Raw genomic sequence first — 19,081 nt, forward strand, 5'->3', positions numbered from 1 at the left:
TACGGGGGCGCACGGGGAGGGGTCCGAGGGCAGGGGCTCGGGCGCGGCATGTTGTCGGTGGGCGCCTATAACCTCGTAGGCGTGTCGTCTCTCGCGCTGTACCGCCGCTATCGCCCGGAGTCGTTCGCCGAGGTCATCGGGCAGGAGCATGTCACCGACCCGCTGCAGCAGGCGCTGCGGAACAACCGGGTCAACCACGCGTACCTGTTCAGCGGGCCGCGCGGCTGCGGGAAGACGACCAGCGCGCGGATTCTGGCGCGGTGCCTGAACTGCGAGAAGGGACCGACACCGACGCCGTGCGGCGAGTGCCAGTCCTGCCAGGACCTGGCCAGGAACGGGCCGGGGTCCATCGACGTCATCGAGATCGACGCCGCGTCGCACGGTGGTGTCGACGACGCCCGTGACCTGCGGGAGAAGGCGTTCTTCGGGCCCGCGAGCAGCCGGTACAAGATCTACATCATCGACGAGGCCCACATGGTCACGTCGGCGGGGTTCAACGCGCTGCTGAAGGTCGTCGAGGAGCCGCCCGAGCACCTCAAGTTCATCTTCGCCACCACCGAGCCCGAGAAGGTCATCGGGACCATCCGTTCGCGGACCCACCACTATCCGTTCCGGCTCGTCCCGCCGGGCACCCTCCGCGACTACCTCGCCGAGGTCTGCCAGAAGGAGGACATCCCCGTCGAGGACGGGGTCCTGCCCCTCGTCGTGCGGGCGGGTGCCGGGTCCGTGCGTGACTCCATGTCCGTCATGGACCAGTTGCTGGCGGGCGCGGGTGCCGACGGCGTGACCTACGCCATGGCCACCTCGCTGCTCGGGTACACGGACGGGTCGCTGCTCGACTCCGTCGTCGAGGCATTCGCCGCCGGGGACGGGGCCGCCGCCTTCGAGGTCGTCGACCGGGTGATCGAAGGGGGCAACGATCCGCGGCGGTTCGTCGCCGATCTGCTGGAGCGGCTGCGGGACCTGGTGATCCTCGCCGCCGTGCCCGACGCCGCCGAGAAGGGCCTCATCGACGCCCCGGCCGACGTACTGGAGCGGATGCAGGCCCAGGCGGGCGTCTTCGGCCCGGCCGAGCTGAGCCGCGCCGCCGACCTCGTCAATGAGGGTCTCACCGAGATGCGGGGGGCCACCTCGCCCCGGCTGCAGCTCGAACTGATCTGCGCACGGGTGCTGCTGCCCGCCGCCTACGGGGACGAGCGGTCGGTCATGGCCCGCCTGGACCGGCTGGAGCGGGGTGTCAACTTCTCCGGCGGCGGTGCGGGACCGGCCATGGGATATGCGCCTGGCCCAGAGGTGCACGGAGGGATGACCGGGGGACCGGGGCCGCAGGCGGCGGCGCCCGTGGCACCCGGCGGCGGTATGGCGGCGGCCCGGGCCGCCGTGCGGAACGGTGGGGCCGGGGGCGCCGCCGGCCCCGGTGGCGCACCGGGTCCGGGCCCGGGTGCCGGTGCGGCCGACGGTGCGGGGATGCCCGCCTCGGGGCCGCCGACCGTGCCACGGGACCCCGCGCCCATCGCTCCCGCGCCCGCGCCCGCGCCCGCGCCGCCGCAGGCCGCGGCCGCCCCCGCTTCCGCGGCTCCCGGCGCCTGGCCCACCGCTGCCCCCACCGGGGGCGGCCGACGGCCCGGCGGGTGGCCCACGGCGGCGCCCGCGGGCGGCCGGCAGTCCCCGGCCGCGTCCGCCCCGGCGACGGCCGCGCCCACCCCGCCCCCCGCCTCCGCTCCGGCCGCGGCGCCCGCGCCGGCACCGGGCGGGCTCGACCCCCGCATGCTGTGGCCGAACATCCTGGAGGCCGTGAAGAACCGCCGCCGCTTCACCTGGATCCTGCTCAGCCAGAACGCGCAGGTCGCCGGCTTCGACGGGACGACGCTGCAGCTCGGCTTCGTGAACGCGGGCGCGCGGGACAACTTCGCGAGCAGCGGCAGCGAGGACGTCCTGCGCCAGGCGCTGGCCGAGCAGTTCAACGTGCAGTGGAAGGTCGAGGCGATCGTCGACCCGTCCGGCGGCTCGGCCCCGCCGCCCGCCGCGGGCCCCGGCCTCGGCGGCGGCTTCAACGGGGGAGGCGGCTCGGGCGGCGGACCCGGCGGCCGCTACGGCGCGGGCGCACCGGCCGCTGCGCGTCCCGAGCCGCAGCAGTCCGCACCGGCCACGCGTCCGGCCGCACCCTCAGCTCCGGCGGCCCCGGCTGCCCCCGCCGCGGCGCCGCCACCCGTCCCGGAGCGGCACGTGGTCGCGCCCGAGGACGACATGCCCGAGGACGACGACCCGGATCTCGACGAGTCGGCGCTGTCGGGCCACGAACTGATCGTGCGGGAGCTGGGCGCCACGGTCGTGGAGGAGATCTCCCACGAGTAGGCACCGTCCCGGACGAGCGGCCGTCCGACGAGCGGCCGTCCCGGAGGGGCGGGCCAGGCGGGGCGGGCCACCGGCTCGGAGGGCGGCGGGCGGTCCGTTTCCTGGACGAAGCCACAAACCACCGCCCACGCCGCCTTCGGCGGCCCCCACAAGGCCACCCTTCCCCGCCCGTTAGACATCTCAGGGGGATAAGAAGTCAAGTGGGACCACGACTCTTGATCGCTACTGAGGCCGCTGATTGGCTGGCCGACATGAATGATCTCGGACTCGTCGCGTGGCCGCCTGCACCGATCAAGACCGAGAGGCTCGTGTTGCGTGAGCCCGAAGCTCGGGACCGTGCGGCGTTCATCGAGCTGCACGCCTCGTCGGAGGTACACACCTACCTTGGCGGCGCCCGTCCGCGTGACGAACTTGAGCGCGAGATGCCCGATGTCCCCGGGCGGCGGCCCGGGTGTTTCGTGGTCGATCTCGACGGGACGATGATCGGCCAGATCCTGCTCAGGAGAGCAGCGGAGCACCTTTGCCCCGCTGCCGTAGGGAAGGTCGATCTCGGCTATCTGTTCCTGCCGCAGGCGTGGGGATTCGGGTATGCCGCCGAGGCGTGCGCGGCGGCACTGGACTGGCTCGAAGACGTCCTTCCGGGTGAGCCGGTGGTGCTCGCTACCCAGACGGCCAACGTCCGTTCGATGCGCCTCGCGGCAAAGCTGGGGTTCGCCGAAGTGGAGCGGTTCCGGGCCTGGGACGCCGATCAGTGGCTTGGCCTGCGAGCCCCGGTCACGTCCTCTGATTGAGTTCGCGCTCGACAGCGTGGATCTGTCGAAGTGCCGTTGTTCTCGTTGACTCAGCCGGGCGGGTTCGCGGGTCATGCAGGCGCTGGAAGGAGTGGCGCGAAGGCGCGTTGCTCGTCGAACGGCTGCCGGGTCTGGAGGCAGTGGTGGAGCTGTCCGAGAAAGCGGTTGAGCAGGTGGCGCTGGGCGGCGTTGTGCCAGTCGCCGTGTTCGCGTCGACGTCGGTAGTGGGCGTTCGCTCCGGGTGAGGCTTGGAGGGCTGAGAAGGCCCAGAGGAAACCCGCGTGCATGAGCCGGTTGTTCTTGACGAAGCGGCGGCCGACGAAGCGTTTCTTGCCGGATGCGCGGGTGATGGGGGCGGAGCCGGCGTAGGACTTGAGTGCTCTGGCGTCGGCGAAGCGGGCCCGGTCGTCGCCGATCTCGGCGAGGACGCGGGCTGCGAGCTGGGGACCGAGGCCGGGGAAGCTGAGCAGGATCTCGCTGTCGGCGTGCTGATGGAAGGCGGCCTCGGTGGCCGTGGCGAGATCGTCCGCGGCCTGGCAGGCAGCGTCCAGCTGCTTGAGCAGCGCCAGCAGCTGCTGGCCGAAGGCGCCCTCGACGGCCGGGAGGTGGTGGGCGTACTCAGCGCGGAAGACGCTTCGCAGGCGCTCGGCTTCGGTGTCGAAGGACCGGGTGCGCCCGCTGCGTTTGAGGGCGGCCCGGATCTGGGCGACGGTGAGCTGGGCCGCCTTCGCCGGAGTCGGGGCCAGGGTCAGGATCACCCGGGCGTCTGCCCTGGTCAGGCCGCCTTCCTTGCCCTGGAAGGCGTGCAGGGCGGCGGGGTAGTACTCGCGCAGCAGCGAGCGGACCTGGTTGGCGACCTGCTGGCGGCTCCAGACAGCGTCCTGCTGGGCGCGGGCCAGCACCGCGATGGCCTGGGCGAGTTCGCTGTCTGCAGGCAGCGGCCGGTGGGCGTGCAGGTCGGTGCGCAGGATGTTCGCCAGGACCAGAGCGTCGCCGGGGTCGGACTTCTTGCGGCTGACGCCGTGCCGGTCGCGGTAGCGGGAGGCGGCGAGCGGGTTGATCGCGAAGACCTTGCGGCTGCCGGTGCGCAGGGCGGCAACGAGCAGGCCGTGGCTGGTCTCGATGGCGACGGGTATCGGGTTCTCCGGGCTGTCGCCGTGTTCGGCCAGGAGGTCCAGGAGCTTGTGATAGCCGGCCGCGTCGTCGGTGATGCGGGCTTTGGCGAGCTGGGTGCCGGTGTCGTCGATGACGGCGATGTCGTGGTGGCGCTCCGCCCAGTCGATGCCGCAGAACACGGTCAAGCTGTCCTCCTAGATCTGTTCGTTTGTGCAGGTCACGAGCACATGCGGGTCACGCGGCGCCCTAATCCCAGGACTCTTCGGTCCGCCATCTCAGTAGCCGTTCGCGACACCAGCGCACCCCAGGGGCTCGGTCTTTCTGCAGAGCTCGCGGGCTCGCGGAGTGGAACGAGAGGTCGGCCCTGGGGCGGGCTCGCGCCGTGACGATCAACGTCCGGCCGGCCGCCGCGAGTTTCGCGGCGTTCACCGAGACACCGGGCTGTGCCGCTCTTGACAGAGGCCTCGAAGGGCCCGGGGAAACGGAGGCATCAGCCCGGTGCCCGCGTCATCACCGCGAAGCACGGACGGCGGTGGGGTTCCGTGGCGGTGGTGAAGGCGCCGGACCTCGCCGCTCTAACGGGAGGCCTCTCGGGCCAGGCTGACTTCAGGCGTTGCCCGACGCCCACGTCACCGTCACGGAACCCACTGGGTGGACAGCGACGCCAGTCTCAGAGCGGGTCTCAGGGACCGTGGGGGCCGGAGGCGTTCCGCTGTCCGTCGCAAGCCGCCCGCTGGCCCCTTGCGGGGACCGGGCCGAGCTGCCTACGCCCTGGATTAGGCTGACCCCGTGAAGGTCCTCGTCATCGGCAACGGTGCCCGCGAACACGCCCTGTGCCGTTCTCTCTCCCTCGATCCCGCCGTCACCGAGCTGCACTGCGCCCCCGGCAACGCCGGCATCGCCGAGGTGGCCCGGCTGCACCAGGTCGACGCCCTCGACGGAAAGGCCGTGGCCGCGCTGGCCGGCGAGCTCGACGCCGGGCTGGTCGTCGTCGGCCCGGAGGCGCCGCTCGTCGCGGGTGTCGCCGACGCCGTGCGCGAGGCCGGCATCCCCGTCTTCGGACCGTCCGGGCAGGCCGCGCAGCTGGAGGGCTCCAAGGCCTTCGCAAAGGACGTGATGGCGGCCGCGGGCGTGCCGACGGCCCGTTCGTACGTCTGCACGAACGCCGCCGAGGTCGCTGAGGCCCTCGACGCCTTCGGCGCCCCGTACGTCGTGAAGGACGACGGCCTCGCCGCGGGCAAGGGCGTCGTCGTCACGCCCGACCTGGAGGCGGCGAAGGTGCACGCGGCCCGGTGCGAGCGCGTCGTCATCGAGGAGTTCCTCGACGGCCCCGAGGTGTCCCTGTTCGCGATCACCGACGGCGAGACGGTCCTCCCGCTCCAGCCCGCCCAGGACTTCAAGCGGGCCCTGGACGACGACGAGGGGCCCAACACCGGCGGCATGGGCGCGTACTCGCCGCTGCCGTGGGCCGACCCGAAGCTGGTCGAGGAGGTTCTGCAGACCGTTCTGCAGCCGACCGTCGACGAGATGCGCCGTCGTGGCACCCCCTTCTCCGGCCTGCTGTACGCGGGGCTGGCGATCACCTCGCGGGGCGTCCGGGTCATCGAGTTCAACGCACGCTTCGGCGACCCCGAGACCCAGGTCGTCCTCGCCCGTCTGAAGACCCCGCTGGCCGGGGTGCTGCTGGCGGCGGCGAACGGCACCCTCGCCGACCTGGAGCCCCTGCGCTGGAGCGACGACGCGGCGGTCACCGTGGTGGTCGCCTCGCAGAACTACCCGGGCACCCCGCGCACCGGCGACCCGATCACCGGGCTCGACGAGGTGGCGGCCCAGGACGCCCCGCACGCCTATGTCCTGCACGCCGGGACCAGGCGTGAGGGCGACACGGTGGTGAGCGCCGGCGGCCGCGTGCTGTCGGTCACGGCGACCGGCGCGGACCTCGCCGAGGCACGCCACCGTGCGTACGCCGCGGTGGGCCGCATCGGACTCGACGGCTCCCAGCACCGTACGGACATCGCGGCCAAGGCTGCGGCAACCGGCGCCTGATCTCCCCGCCGTGGCCGGGCGAGCGCTCGGCAGCCGGGCGCTGCGGAGCCGGGCGCTGCGGCAGCCGGGCGCTGCGGCAGCCGGGTGCGCCGCCGCGGCTCGTTGCGCGGGGGAGCGGACTCCGCGACCGGTGACCCATGCCCCGGCTCGGCGCTCCCCGCTGGGGCCGGGGCCGGGGCCGGTGTCCCGTGCCGTGGCCAGCCGGTGTCCCGTGCCGCGCTCGGTCCCTGTGCCGCCCTCGGTCCCTGCGCCGAGGCCGGGCGCTCGCGCGCTGGTCCGGCCGAGGCGATGAACCCCGTGGAGCCCGAAGCCGTCTCCGGGATCGGGGCCCTCGGCCTGCGCCGGGGGACCGACGCGACCCTGGGCCTGATCCATGCCCTGCGTCATCCACCTTTCCCCAAAGCCATTCCATCGAGTGAGCAGTGACCCATCCGGCTGACGAGGGCCGGGGCCCCAACTAGGGTGCGGCGCAAGCGTTCCGGCACTTGGCCCACCGGCATTGCGATGTCAGTGACGGGTGCCACAGTGGGGGAGTGAGCAACGCACGGGCATCCACCGGCGACCTCTGTGACGGAGACCGTCACGGGGTGCGTCGCGTGGATCAGAGGCGGGACAGAGGGGGTGACGTCCGATCGTGACCGGTATGGCCGTGGAAGCGGGCGCGCAGGCCGCGCGTTCCCGGGCTCTCGCCGTGCTGCGGATCCGCAGCAGGGCGCTGGCCGTAGCCCTGCTGCCCGCCGCCGTCGCCGTCGTGCTGCTCGCGGGGGGTGCCACCGGCCACATCAGCGGTGGACGGTGGGGGATCGCGCGCTGGGTCATGACCGGCGTCGCCGCGGTCGTCCTGCTCTCCGCCGCAGGCATCGCCCTCGTCGTCACCCGGGCACGACCGGCCCTGAGCCCCACGGTCCCGATCAGCGAGGCCGCGGCCCCCGATCTGTACCGGATGGTCCGTGACCTGGCCGACCGCCTCGACGTACCCGCCCCGTCGGCGATAGCGCTCACGCCGGACTGCGACAGCTGGCTGGAGGACCGCACCCACCCCGCCCACGGTCCGCCACCGCCCGAATCCGGCGACGGCACATCGGGGCCGCGGGGGATACGCGGCCTGCCGACCGCCCGGCACCATCGCGCCCCCGCCGCGCCCGTGCTCGTCATCGGCTCGCCGTTCCTGTGGTGGATGCGGGTGGGCGAACTGCGTGCGGTCCTCGCCCCCGTCGTCGCGGGTACGGGACCGTCGGCGCATCCGGACATAGCGGCGGCGCGCCGTTTCATACGAGGGCTGGACGCCGCTGTGGCGGTGACGTCCGCGCCCGCGCGCGGCCCCGTGACCCGTACGGTGCTCGCCGGGGCCGGTTGCGTGGCGCGCCTGCTGCTGCGGAGCTGCCGGGGACACGCGGCGGAGATGGAACGGGGGGTGGCGGCCGCCGCGGCCGAGCGCGCACAGGCCGTGGACTACGGACTGCGGATCGTCGCCCAGGAGCAGGTGGGCCTGGCCTATGCGGGCTGGGACCGGCTTCTGACCAGGGTCGCGCTGCCGGCCTGGCGGATGGGCCGCTGGCCCTCGCGCCTGGACGCCGGAGTGGTCGCGGCGCTCACCGAGCTGTCCCGCCGGGACCGGCTGGCCGAGGGCTTCGCCTCCCGCCTGGGGGAGCGCCCGGCCTGCGACCTGCTCGAAGAGCCCGGCGCGGTGGACGAGGCCGCGTCGCTGCTCGCGGCCCGCCTCTTCCACGGGGGCCGGGCCGAGTCCGGCCCCGACTGGGCCCCGGTGGACTGGCAGGAGTACCCGGACGAGGTCGTCGACCGGAAGTGGCGCACGGACGCGGCCCGCCTCCACCGCGTGCTCAACGCCCTGGGCGTCCGCCGCACCCGCAGCACCATCGCACCGGACGCGCACGGGGCGACGCTGGAGCGCGTGCTGGAGTACCTGACGGTCCGGGCGACCGAGGGCGAGGGGGGCGTGCGGGAGGGCGAGGCCGCTCCCGACGACGACGGCGCGGTCGCGAGCGCGCGCACGGCGGTTCTCGCCGCCGGGCTCAGCGCCGAGCTGGCCCGGGAGGAGGCGGCCGAGGGCGCGATACCGGGCAGCGACTCCGCGGGGCAGCCGCCGGGGCCGGACGGGGCGCTGTGGGACGACGCGACGCTCCCGCTGTTCCCGCTCCAGCCGCCCCGCACCGGCCGGGAGCTGCTCGTCGACCACGTCACCGCGATGGTGTGCTGCGCCGCCATGGACACGGCGGGGGCGGTGCCGGGGCTCGACTGGCTGGACGGCCCGTCCCTCCTGGTCAGGGGCGAACGCGCGACCGATCTGGCGCCCCAGGTTCTCTCGCTCGTCGAGGAGGGCGACCCGGACCCGCTGCGCAACTGGCTCCTCCACCTGGGCATACGCCCCGACAAGCCGGTCCGGCTGGTATGACACCGACCGCCCCCGCCGGCGGCAGCGACACCCCACACGGGCCCCTCCGCCCCTCCGCGGCACCGCCCCTCCGCGGCACCGCGGCGTCGCCCAGGCCGCGCCTTCCGGCCCAGGCCGGCCCCTGCGCAGGCTAGGGACCGGCCCCTCCGCCGCCCAGGGACGGCCCTCCGCCCAGGACGGCGCCCCCACCAGGCGGGCCACCCCGCCTCCGTCCGGCGACGGCACGTCCGCCGCCGCAGGTCCCACCACCGCACCCGCCGCGTCGCACGCCCGCGCCCGCACGCCCGCGCCCGCACCACCGCCCGCGCCCGCAAGCCCCTTCCAAGTCCGCCGGCCCCGCCGATCCCCCCACCCGATCCCGCGCCGATCCCGCGCCGATCCCGCGCCGATCCCGCGCCGATCCCCGTCGACCCCGGATCAGGGCCCATCGGCAGCCGTTTCCCGCCTCAACCCCCCTCACCTGCGACGAAACCCCGCATCACGCCACCGCAACCCCGACTCCTGGCCGGAGGATCCCACTCCGTTCACGTCAATTCGCGACGAACGGTGACGGAGTGGGTGCGTAATGTGATGTGCTGGGACCGATCGCGCACGAGGCGAGGCACGCGAGCACACGACGGACGTCGGTACCGCTCACGGGGGATGAGGGAGGGGACATCATGGGGTCGGAGCACATCCGCCGCTGGGAGTCGGGCGCTCTCGCGCACGCCGTGTCGGACCCCTTCGGCCTGGGCCCGGTGCCCTGGCTCCGGGGAAGCGAGACGTACTTCGACGACACGGGCCACGTGGTCCCCTGGTACGTGGACCCGGCCCCGCCCCACGTCCCGGCCCAGGGTTCCGTCGGGGCGCGCATCCCGGCACCCCGCAGCAGCGGTCCGCGCTCCGCGGACGACGTCCACCGCCAGATCAAGGGCTTCACCTCCACCGGCGCGGTCGCCCCCGGGGAGGCCATCGACTTCCGGATCACGGTCGACCCGCCCCAGGAGTTCGCCGTCGACATCTACCGGATCGGGCACTACGGCGGCGACGGAGCAGCCAAGATCACCACCAGCCCCCGTCTCTCCGGCATCGTGCAGCCGCCGGCGCTCACCGCGGACCGGACGGTGTCCTGCCACCACTGGTGGCTCTCCTGGCGGCTGCAGATCCCGTCGTACTGGAACGTCGGCGCGTACGTCGCCGTCCTCACCACCGCCGACGGCTACCGCTCCCACGTGCCCTTCACGGTGCGCGACAGCCGCCCGGCGGACCTGCTCCTGCTGCTCCCGGACGTCACATGGCAGGCGTACAACCTGTACCCGGAGGACGGCCGTACCGGCGCCAGCCTGTACCACGCCTGGGACGAGCACGGCCGGCTGCTCGGCGAGGCCGACGCGGCCACCACGGTCTCCTTCGACCGCCCGTACGCCGGCGCGGGACTGCCCCTGCACGTCGGTCACGCCTACGACGTCATCCGCTGGGCCGAGCGCTACGGCTACGACCTCGCCTACGCCGACGCGCGCGATCTGCACGCCGGCCGCGTCGACCCCACCCGCTACCGCGGCCTCGTCTTCCCGGGCCACGACGAGTACTGGTCGAGCGCGATGCGCCGCACCGTGGAACGCGCACGTGACCACGGCACCTCGCTCGTCTTCCTCTCCGCCAACACCATGTACTGGCAGGTGGAGCTGGGCCCGTCGCCGTCCGGCGTCCCCGACCGGCTGCTCACCTGCCGCAAGCGCCGGGGCCCCGGCAAGCCCGTGCTGTGGCGGGAGATCGACCGTCCCGAGCAGGAGCTGGTGGGCATCCAGTACGCGGGCCGGGTTCCCGAGCCCCACCCCCTGGTCGTCCGCAACGCCGACCACTGGCTGTGGGAGTCGGCGGGCGCCCACGAGGGCGACGAACTGGAGGGGATGGTCGCCGGAGAGGCGGATCGTTACTTCCCGCGTGCGCCGCTGCCCGATCACCGGGGCCGCATCCTGCTCGCCCACTCCCCCTACCGGGACGGCGAGGGCGTCCTGCGCCACCAGGAGACCTCCCTCTACCGCGCCCCGTCCGGCGCGCTGGTCTTCGCGGCCGGAACGTTCGCCTGGTCCCCCGCGCTGGACCGCCCCGGCCACGTGGACGCCCGTGTCCAGCAGGCGACCGCGAACCTTCTGGACCGCATCTGCAAACGGGACTGAATCCCCGCCCGTACCGCCCCCCTGGATGGGCTCTCCGCCCGTATACGGGAGAATCGAGTCAACAGGAGAGAACGGCGGGGAGGAACCGTGTCCGGATTCGTCGAAAAGCCCGAGCCCGTCCAGGTGCCGGGTCTGGTGCATCTGCACACCGGAAAGGTGCGCGAGCTGTACCAGAACGAGGCGGGCGACCTCGTCATGGTCGCCAGTGACCGCACGTCGGCGTTCGACTGGGTGCTGCCGACCGAGATCCCGGACAAGGGCCGGATCCTCACCCAGCTCTCGCTGTGGTGGTTCGACCAGCTCTCCGACCTGGCCCCGGGCCATGTCCTGAGCACCGAGCTCCCGTCCGGCGCCCCCGCCGGCTGGGCGGGCCGCACCCTGGTCTGCAAGTCGCTGCGGATGGTCCCGGTGGAGTGCGTGGCCCGCGGCTACCTCACCGGCTCCGGCCTCGCCGAGTACAAGGAGTCCCGTACCGTCTGCGGCCTCGCCCTGCCCGAGGGCCTGGTCGACGGGTCGGAGCTGCCCGCGCCGATCTTCACCCCCGCCACCAAGGCCGCGGTCGGGGAGCACGACGAGAACGTCTCCTACGAGGAGGTCGCCCGCCAGGTCGGCCCCGAGACCGCCGCCCAGCTGCGGCAGACCACCCTCGCCGTCTACGGCCGTGCCCGCGACATCGCCCGCGACCGCGGGATCATCCTCGCGGACACCAAGTTCGAGTTCGGCTACGACGGCGACACCCTCGTCCTCGCCGACGAGGTCCTCACCCCCGACTCCTCGCGCTTCTGGCCGGCCGACCGGTGGCAGCCGGGCCGCCCGCAGCCGTCGTTCGACAAGCAGTTCGTACGGGACTGGCTCACCTCCCCCGCCTCCGGCTGGGACCGCACCAGCGAGCAGCCCCCGCCGCCGCTGCCGCAGGAGATCGTGGAGGCGACCCGGGCGAAGTACGTGGAGGCGTACGAGCGCCTGACCGGCCTCCGCTGGTCGTAGCCGGCCCCACCCGGCGCCCCGGACACCGCACACGAGGAAGCCCCCCGGCCTGGGCCGGGGGGCTTCTTGTCACGAGCGGACGACGAGGCTCGAACTCGCGACCTCAACCTTGGCAAGGTTGCGCTCTACCAACTGAGCTACGTCCGCACTGCGCGCTGCGCGACAGCAACTATACCCAACCTCGCTCACCCGCGGGACGCACCGCCGCACGACGGTTCGCCGACCCGTGCCCCGGGGCGGCAGGCGGGAGGCCGCCGCGTACGGTCCCGCGCGGTCACGCGGTCCGCTCGGCGAGCCGTGCCACGGTCGCCCCGCGGACGGCGGATTCGCCTGCCGCGGCCTTCCACACGGCCGCCCGGGATGCCTCGGACGCGGAGAGCGGCGGCGGTCAACTCGGGTGCTCCGCGGCGGTTTCCGCCCGTACCGCACGGAGGATCTCCGCGACCCGCTGCGGCACGGACGCACTGCGGGACGAAGCCGCGCACACCCGCCGTCCGCGCCCGGCTCCGGACGCGCCGGCCGCCCGTGCCGGTGACGATGGGAGCCCGCTTCCCCGGCAGTTCGGTGCGCGGCGGTGTGGTCACCGTCACACCAGCGGTCCGGCGGTCGGCAGATGAGGATTCGGCGCCGCCGCGGCGGCGCGACGGCGCGCCGCCACGTGCGCCCGCAACGGCGTGGCATCGGCGCCGCGTTAAGGGCAGGCACATACGAGAAGGGCCCCGGTCGACTGACCGGGGCCCTTGCTCCCTGGAGCGGACGACGAGGCTCGAACTCGCGACCTCAACCTTGGCAAGGTTGCGCTCTACCAACTGAGCTACGTCCGCACGGCTCCCGACCGGCTTTCACCGATCGGTGCGGGCACCAGCCTACCTGATCCTCCCCCAGGCTCTCGACAAGCCTGAGCAGGGGGCTCTCATGAGTGGTCGGACCGATGCCGTAGAGCGGGTGACAGGGATTGCACACTGCGCCTCCCCCTTGGAAAGGGGGTGTTCTACTACTGAACTACACCCGCGCGACTCCCGGGGTCTCGGCCTTCCGGCCTCGCCCCTCGGCGTGCTCCAGACTCTAGCTGATCACCAGGGGGGCTCCGCAAGTCGGTTGTGAGCGGGGCCCGGTGGGGTACTCGGGGCCCGACGGAGCCGGTCGCCGGGCCCGGGCCCGGCGACCGGCTCCGTCGGCCGCCGCACGGCTCAGTGCGCCTGCGCGAACGCCTCGTACACCTTCTTCGGGATACGGCCCCGCGGCGGCACGTCCATCTGGTGGGAGCGTGCCCAGGCGCGGACCGCGGCCGGGTCGGGGGTCAGTGCCGTGTGCGTGTAGGTCTTCCCGGACTTGGCCTTCTTGCGGCCGGCCTCGACGTAGGGCGCCAGCGCCTTACGCAGTTTCTTGGCATTGGCTTGATTCAGGTCGATCTCGTACGACTTGCCGTCCAGTCCGAAGACGATCGTTTCCGCCGCTTCTGAGCCGTCGATGTCGTCAAAGAGAGTGACCACGACACGCTGCGCCACGAATATCGGTCCCTTCGTGCGGCACCTCCGTGATCACACCATGACGTGCACAGACGTCCGGGGTATGTCGAGGAGATGTCGACTGTCCGGCAGTAATTGAGCAAAGTATCGGCTATTGCCTTTTCCTTTGTACAGTGCTCGGCATTGCATTGGGAAGCCCGGTTGAATACTTCCGCGTGTCCGGGTGCAATGACCGTCCGTCGCTGTTCTGCGATTTTTCCGAGGATTTTCCGTGCGGGCGCCCGCGCCGATGCCGGATCGTGATGGCGGTCACGTAGGATGCTACGAATCTACGCGAGTAGAAATTCTGGGCGGGTAGTCTGAAGGAACCTGCTCAGCACCACACACCGGGAGTGCCAGTGGCACGCGTCGTAGTCGACGTCATGCTCAAGCCGGAGATCCTCGACCCCCAGGGCCAGGCGGTGCAGCGCGCACTGCCGCGGCTGGGTTTCGAAGGCATCTCCGACGTACGTCAGGGAAAGCGATTCGAACTCGAGGTGGACGGGCCCGTCGACGACGCCGCGCTCGCCCGCATCCATGATCTTGCGGAATCCTTCCTCGCCAACACCGTGATCGAGGACTTCACCGTCAAGGTGGAGGAAGTCGCGGAGGCCGCAAAGTGACCGCTCGTATTGGCGTCGTCACTTTCCCCGGCAGCCTGGACGACCGGGACACGCAGCGCGCGATCCGTGTCGCCGGCGCCGAACCCGTCGTGCTCTGGCACAAGGACAAGGACCTCAAGCAGGTCGACGCCGTGGTGCTGCCGGGCGGTTTCTCCTACGGCGACTATCTGCGCGCCGGCGCCATCTCGCGCTTCTCGCCGGTGATGGAGACCGTCATCGAGCAGGCGAAGGCCGGCCTCCCCGTTCTCGGCATCTGCAACGGCTTCCAGATCCTCACCGAGGCCCACCTCCTCCCGGGCGGGATGCTCGGCAACAATCACCTCCACTTCATCTGCCGCGACCAGAAGCTGCGGGTGGAGAACGCGGAGACCACGTGGACCGCCGACTACACGGCCGGCCAGGAGATCCACATTCCGCTGAAGAACATGGACGGCCGGTACGTCGCCGACGAGTACACGCTCGACAAGCTGGAGGCCGAGGGCCGGGTCGCCTTCCGCTACGTCGACTTCAACCCCAACGGCTCGCTCCGCGACATCGCCGGCATCACCAACGAGGCCGGCAACGTCGTGGGCCTCATGCCGCACCCCGAGCACGCCGTCGAGCCGCTGATCGGCACCGGCCGCACAGACGGCCTCCCGTTCTTCACCTCGATCCTCAAGAAGCTGGTCAACGCATGAGCCGGACGCCTCTGGACACGGTCGAGCACGCGGCCGCGACCCCCGACGTCGAGCTGCCCTGGGCCGAACTCGGCCTGAAGAAGGACGAGTACGAGCGGATCGTCGAGATCCTGGGCCGCCGCCCCACCGGCGCCGAGCTGGCCATGTACTCGGTCATGTGGTCCGAGCACTGCTCGTACAAGTCCTCCAAGGTCCACCTCCGCCAGTTCGGCGAGAAGGCACCCCAGAACGACGCCCTGCTCGTCGGCATCGGGGAGAACGCCGGTGTCGTGGACGTCGGCCAGGGCTACGCCGTGACCTTCAAGGTCGAGTCGCACAACCACCCGTCGTACGTGGAGCCCTACCAGGGCGCCGCGACCGGCGTCGGTGGCATCGTGCGCGACATCATCGCGATGGGCGCCCGCCCGGTCGCCGTCGTGGACCCGCTGCGCTTCGGCGCCGCCGACCACCCCGACACCAAGCGCGTCCTGCCGGGTGTCGTCGCGGGCATCGGCGGCTACGGCAACTGCCTGGGCCTGCCCAACATCGGCGGCGAGGTCGTCTTCGACGCCTGCTACCAGGGCAACCCGCTGGTCAACGCCGGCTGCGTCGGTGTGATGCGGCACGAGGACATCCACCTGGCGAAGGCGTCCGGCGCGGGCAACAAGGTCGTCCTGTACGGCGCCCGCACGGGCGGCGACGGCATCGGCGGTGCCTCGATCCTCGCCTCCGAGACCTTCGACGACGCGAAGCCGTCCAAGCGCCCCGCCGTCCAGGTCGGCGACCCCTTCCAGGAGAAGCTCCTCATCGAGTGCACCCTGGAGGCGTTCAGGGAGAAGCTGGTCGTCGGCATCCAGGACCTGGGTGCGGCCGGTCTGTCGTGTGCCACCTCCGAGCTGGCCTCCAACGGCTCCGGCGGTATGCGCGTGACCCTGGACGACGTGCCCCTGCGCGACTCGACGCTCTCGCCGGAGGAGATCCTCATGAGCGAGTCGCAGGAAAGGATGTGCGCGGTCGTCGAACCGGAGAAGGTCGACCGGTTCCTGGAGATCTGCGAGAAGTGGGACGTCATCGCCACCGTGATCGGCGAGGTGACGGACGGGGACCGGCTGGAGATCTTCTGGCACGGCGGGAAGATCGTCGACGTCGACCCGCGGACGGTGGCACACGAGGGCCCGGTGTACGAGCGCCCGTACGCCCGTCCGGAGTGGCAGGACGCCCTGCAGGCGGACGACGCGAACGAGCTGCCGCGCCCGGCCACCGGCGAGGAGCTGCGCGAGCAGGTCCTGAAACTGGTCGGCTCCCCCAACCAGGCGTCCAAGCACTGGATCACCTCCCAGTACGACCGGTTCGTACAGGGCAACACGGTCCTCGCCCAGCCCGAGGACTCCGGGATGATCCGCATCGACGAGGAGTCGGGGCTCGGCGTCGCGCTGGCGACCGACGGCAACGGCCGGTACGCGAAGCTCGACCCGTACGCGGGCGCGCAGCTCGCGCTCGCCGAGGCGTACCGCAATGTGGCGACCACGGGGGCCAGGCCGCTCGCCGTGTCCGACTGCCTGAACTTCGGCTCGCCCGAGGACCCGGCCGTGATGTGGCAGTTCGCGGAGGCCGTGCGCGGGCTCGCGGACGGCTGCCTGCAGCTGGGCACCCCGGTGACCGGCGGCAACGTCTCCCTCTACAACCAGACCGGTGAGGCGGCCATCCACCCCACGCCCGTGGTGGCGGTGCTGGGCGTCATCGACGACGTCGCCCGCCGTACGCCCGTCGCCTTCCAGGAGGAGGGCCAGCTGCTCTACCTCCTCGGCGACACGCGTGAGGAGTTCGGCGGTTCGGCCTGGTCGCAGGTGATCCACGACCACCTCGGCGGTCTGCCGCCGAAGGTGGACCTGGAGCGCGAGCGGCTGCTGGCCGAGATCCTCATCTCGGCCTCCCGTGACGGGATGATCGACTCGGCGCACGACCTGTCCGACGGCGGTCTGGTCCAGGCCGTGGTGGAGTCGGCGCTGCTCGGCGGCAAGGGCGCGCGGCTGGTCGTGCCGGACGGGCTCGACGCCTTCACCTTCCTCTTCTCCGAGTCGGCCGGCCGCGCGATCGTGGCCGTGCCGCGCTCCGAGGAGGTCCGCTTCAACGACATGTGCGGTGCGCGGGGCCTGCCCGCCACCCGCATCGGTGTCGTGGACGGTGCCACGGTCGAGGTGCAGGGCGAGTTCGAGCTGTCCCTGGAGGAGCTGCGCGAGGCGCACGAGGGGACCATCCCGGCGCTGCTCGCGTAACCGCACCGCAAGCGGTGGCGGACACGTCGGTCAAGGCCCCGCCCGGTTCGCCGGGCGGGGCCTTCGTCCGGCGGGCACGGCGTCCGGCGGGCACACGTCCGGCGGCCCTGGCGCCGGCGCCTGTTCGGAAACGGCCCGAACCGCCGCGCCCTGACGGCATAGGCTCGTCCCATGCCCCCGGCGAAGAAGCGCGCACGCACCTATGACTCCGCCATGATCCGTTCCGCGGTCCTCACCCAGTTCGGGAACGTGCGGAAGGCGGTGGGCACCCTCACCCCCGAGCAGTTCGCGCGTCCCACGCGGCTCGGGGAGTGGACCGTGCGGGAGCTGGCCGCGCACATGACCATGGCCGTGGAGACCGTCAGCCGCAACCTCGACCGGGAGGAGCCGCCGAAGCCGCAGCTCGCTCTCCTGGAGTGGCCCTTCGCCACCGCCGTCCGCGCCGCCGACATCGCCGAGGGCACGCGCGGGCTCGCGGCGGACAACCCGGACCTCGGCGCCCTGTACGCCCGCACCGAGGAGCGGCTCGGCGAGCGCCTGGCCGCCGCTTCGGGGACCCGGGTGGTCGCCGCCCGCACCGGTGCCATGACCCTCGCCGACTACCTGGTCACCCGCACCGTCGAACTCGTCGTCCACACCGACGACCTGAACGCCGCCGTCCCGGGGCTCGACATCCCGTACGACCGCCAGGCCCTCGCCGCCTGCACCCGGCTGCTCGCCGACGCGCTCGCCGTGAAGGCGCCCGGTGCCTCGACGGAGGTCCGCATCCCGCCGTACGCGGTCGTGCAGTGCGTCGAGGGCCCCCGCCACACCCGGGGCACCCCGCCGAACGTCGTCGAGACCGACCCGCTGACCTGGATCCGGCTGGCGACCGGCCGCACGGACTGGCACTCCGCCCTCGCCGACGCCAAGGTCGCGGCGAGCGGCGAACGAGCCGACCTCAGCGGACTGCTGCCCCTCATGGCGTGACCGCCGCCCCTCATGGCGTGACGGCCGGGGCTCTCCCCGGCTGACCGCGCAGCAGACCTGAGATCGGCGTGCCGTCCCACGAGTGGGACGGCACGCTGTCGAAGGGCCTCGTCACGGCCTCCGGACGCGGGACGGACATGCCGATCGTCGTCCCCGGGCGGCAGCTCGGCGTCCGCCTCCCGGTGCGACCGGCCCGGCCCCGACGGCCGCGGCGCCAGGCGTGACCCGCCGGGCGGCACCCGGCGCGACCCGCCGGGCGGCACCCGGCCCGGGAACCGCACGGAACCGCCCCGTACCCCCACCCGTCCCACCTCCATGGACAAGCACCGACTGACCCTCACCGTCCTGACGCTCCTCCCGCTCGCCGTGGCCTGCGGAACGCAGACGGGCCCCGGTGGCGGCAGCGGCTCCGCCGGCCCGGCCCCGGGCACGTCGGCCGTCACGGGCGTCCACTGGCGCGTCGACAGCCTCACCAGCGGCGGCGCCACCAAGGCCGCCCCCGACGGCGCCTACCTCCAGATCGACGACCAAGGGCAGGCCCACGGCAACTACGGCTGCAACAGCTTCGGCGCCTCCGCCACGGTCCGGGGCGACCGCATCGACTTCGGCCCCGCGCAGTCCACCGAGATGGCGTGCGAGAAGGCCCCGATGGCGTTCGAGGCGGCCTTCTCCCGCGCACTCGCCGGACGTTCCCTCACCGCGGCCGTCGACCGGGACCGGCTGACGCTCACCACCGAGGACGGCGACCGGGTGCGCCTCACCAAGGAGGGCGACGCGCCGCTGTACGGCACGCGCTGGCAGGTGACGTCGCTGGTCGACGGCGGCGTCGCCTCCTCGCTGCCCGCTGCGGCGACAGGCAAGGCGTGGTTCGTCCTCGACGCGAAGGCCGGCACGGCGTCCGGCAGCCTGGGCTGCAACCGGTTCACGGCGAAGGCGACGGTACGCGACGGTCATCTCACCCTGGGCGCTCCCCGTACCACCCGCAGGATGTGCGACGGCTCACTCATGGACACCGAGAAGTCGCTGGGCACGCTCTTCGACGGGACCCTCGCCTACCGGATCGAGCATCGCGGCATCTCGCTGACCAGCGAAAACGGCAAGGGAGTCAGCGCGGTCGCGGAGCAGTGACCCCGGACGGCCGCCCATCAGGGGTGCCGTACGAGCCGGTTGACCGGATTCGGA

General features: G+C 72.7%; 13 protein-coding genes and 3 tRNA genes. 11 read left to right on the forward strand and 5 right to left on the reverse strand.

The window, feature by feature from the left end; all coding sequences use genetic code 11:
* Positions 1-81: 81 nt before the first annotated feature.
* Complete coding sequence (locus ACZ79I_RS21130; protein ID WP_471499058.1) at positions 82-2,355, forward strand: DNA polymerase III subunit gamma and tau; 2,274 nt, start codon at positions 82-84, stop codon at positions 2,353-2,355.
* A gap of 251 nt (positions 2,356-2,606) precedes the next feature.
* On the forward strand, positions 2,607-3,146 hold the full coding sequence (locus ACZ79I_RS21135; RefSeq protein ID WP_471505122.1) for a GNAT family N-acetyltransferase: 540 nt from the start codon (positions 2,607-2,609) through the stop codon (positions 3,144-3,146).
* 71 nt (positions 3,147-3,217) lie between these two features.
* Here the strand turns inward: ACZ79I_RS21135 and ACZ79I_RS21140 are convergent, their stop codons facing one another.
* The gene (locus tag ACZ79I_RS21140; RefSeq protein ID WP_471499059.1) at positions 3,218-4,447 is read right to left on the reverse strand and encodes an IS110 family RNA-guided transposase; all 1,230 of its coding nucleotides are present in this window, start codon (positions 4,445-4,447) and stop codon (positions 3,218-3,220) included.
* A gap of 604 nt (positions 4,448-5,051) precedes the next feature.
* Between ACZ79I_RS21140 and purD the strand changes: the two genes are divergently transcribed.
* From purD to ACZ79I_RS21160, 4 genes are all read left to right on the forward strand, one after another.
* Entirely contained in the window at positions 5,052-6,308 is a 1,257-nt protein-coding gene (gene purD, locus ACZ79I_RS21145; protein WP_471499060.1) for a phosphoribosylamine--glycine ligase, read from the forward strand.
* Positions 6,309-6,951: 643 nt separating this feature from the next.
* Entirely contained in the window at positions 6,952-8,721 is a 1,770-nt protein-coding gene (locus ACZ79I_RS21150) for a hypothetical protein (protein WP_471499061.1), read from the forward strand.
* 659 nt (positions 8,722-9,380) lie between these two features.
* Positions 9,381-10,880, forward strand: coding sequence for a N,N-dimethylformamidase beta subunit family domain-containing protein (locus tag ACZ79I_RS21155; RefSeq protein WP_471499062.1), 1,500 nt, complete (start codon positions 9,381-9,383; stop codon positions 10,878-10,880).
* An 87-nt stretch (positions 10,881-10,967) separates the two neighbouring features.
* Entirely contained in the window at positions 10,968-11,867 is a 900-nt protein-coding gene (locus ACZ79I_RS21160) for a phosphoribosylaminoimidazolesuccinocarboxamide synthase (RefSeq protein ID WP_471499063.1), read from the forward strand.
* A gap of 74 nt (positions 11,868-11,941) precedes the next feature.
* Here the strand turns inward: ACZ79I_RS21160 and ACZ79I_RS21165 are convergent.
* From ACZ79I_RS21165 to ACZ79I_RS21180, 4 genes are all read right to left on the reverse strand, one after another.
* Positions 11,942-12,014, reverse strand: a tRNA-Gly gene (locus tag ACZ79I_RS21165).
* 601 nt (positions 12,015-12,615) lie between these two features.
* Positions 12,616-12,691, reverse strand: a tRNA-Gly gene (locus ACZ79I_RS21170).
* A gap of 116 nt (positions 12,692-12,807) precedes the next feature.
* Positions 12,808-12,879, reverse strand: a tRNA-Gly gene (locus tag ACZ79I_RS21175).
* Between the two features lie 178 nt (positions 12,880-13,057).
* Positions 13,058-13,375 (reverse strand): histone-like nucleoid-structuring protein Lsr2, encoded by a 318-nt coding sequence (locus tag ACZ79I_RS21180; RefSeq protein ID WP_388378574.1) that lies wholly within the window; start codon positions 13,373-13,375, stop codon positions 13,058-13,060.
* Positions 13,376-13,734: 359 nt separating this feature from the next.
* On the opposite strand from ACZ79I_RS21180, the gene purS reads away from it, so the two are divergent.
* The 5 genes from purS to ACZ79I_RS21205 all read left to right on the forward strand — a co-directional run bounded on the left by purS (position 13,735) and on the right by ACZ79I_RS21205 (position 19,027).
* Positions 13,735-13,998, forward strand: coding sequence for a phosphoribosylformylglycinamidine synthase subunit PurS (gene purS / locus ACZ79I_RS21185; RefSeq protein ID WP_019982969.1), 264 nt, complete (start codon positions 13,735-13,737; stop codon positions 13,996-13,998).
* On the forward strand, positions 13,995-14,675 hold the full coding sequence (purQ, locus tag ACZ79I_RS21190) for a phosphoribosylformylglycinamidine synthase subunit PurQ (RefSeq protein WP_471499064.1): 681 nt from the start codon (positions 13,995-13,997) through the stop codon (positions 14,673-14,675). The genes purS and purQ overlap by 4 nt, the downstream gene beginning before the upstream one ends.
* Positions 14,672-16,930, forward strand: a complete 2,259-nt coding sequence (gene purL / locus ACZ79I_RS21195; RefSeq protein ID WP_471499065.1) for a phosphoribosylformylglycinamidine synthase subunit PurL — start codon at positions 14,672-14,674, stop codon at positions 16,928-16,930. The genes purQ and purL overlap by 4 nt, the downstream gene beginning before the upstream one ends.
* A 171-nt stretch (positions 16,931-17,101) precedes the next feature.
* Entirely contained in the window at positions 17,102-17,899 is a 798-nt protein-coding gene (locus ACZ79I_RS21200; RefSeq protein ID WP_471499066.1) for a maleylpyruvate isomerase family mycothiol-dependent enzyme, read from the forward strand.
* A gap of 315 nt (positions 17,900-18,214) precedes the next feature.
* Entirely contained in the window at positions 18,215-19,027 is an 813-nt protein-coding gene (locus tag ACZ79I_RS21205) for an META domain-containing protein (protein ID WP_471499067.1), read from the forward strand.
* The last annotated feature ends 54 nt before the right edge of the window (positions 19,028-19,081 follow it).

The organism is Streptomyces sp. PSU-S4-23 (genome assembly GCF_055632315.1).

Coding starts and splice junctions, on each gene's coding strand:
- ACZ79I_RS21135 (WP_471505122.1), top strand. CDS start 2,607: ATGAATGATCTCGGACTCGTCGCGTGGCCGCCTGCACCGATCAAGACC.
- ACZ79I_RS21150 (WP_471499061.1), top strand. CDS start 6,952: ATGGCCGTGGAAGCGGGCGCGCAGGCCGCGCGTTCCCGGGCTCTCGCC.
- ACZ79I_RS21155 (WP_471499062.1), top strand. CDS start 9,381: ATGGGGTCGGAGCACATCCGCCGCTGGGAGTCGGGCGCTCTCGCGCAC.
- purL (WP_471499065.1), top strand. CDS start 14,672: ATGAGCCGGACGCCTCTGGACACGGTCGAGCACGCGGCCGCGACCCCC.
- ACZ79I_RS21200 (WP_471499066.1), top strand. CDS start 17,102: ATGCCCCCGGCGAAGAAGCGCGCACGCACCTATGACTCCGCCATGATC.
- ACZ79I_RS21205 (WP_471499067.1), top strand. CDS start 18,215: ATGGACAAGCACCGACTGACCCTCACCGTCCTGACGCTCCTCCCGCTC.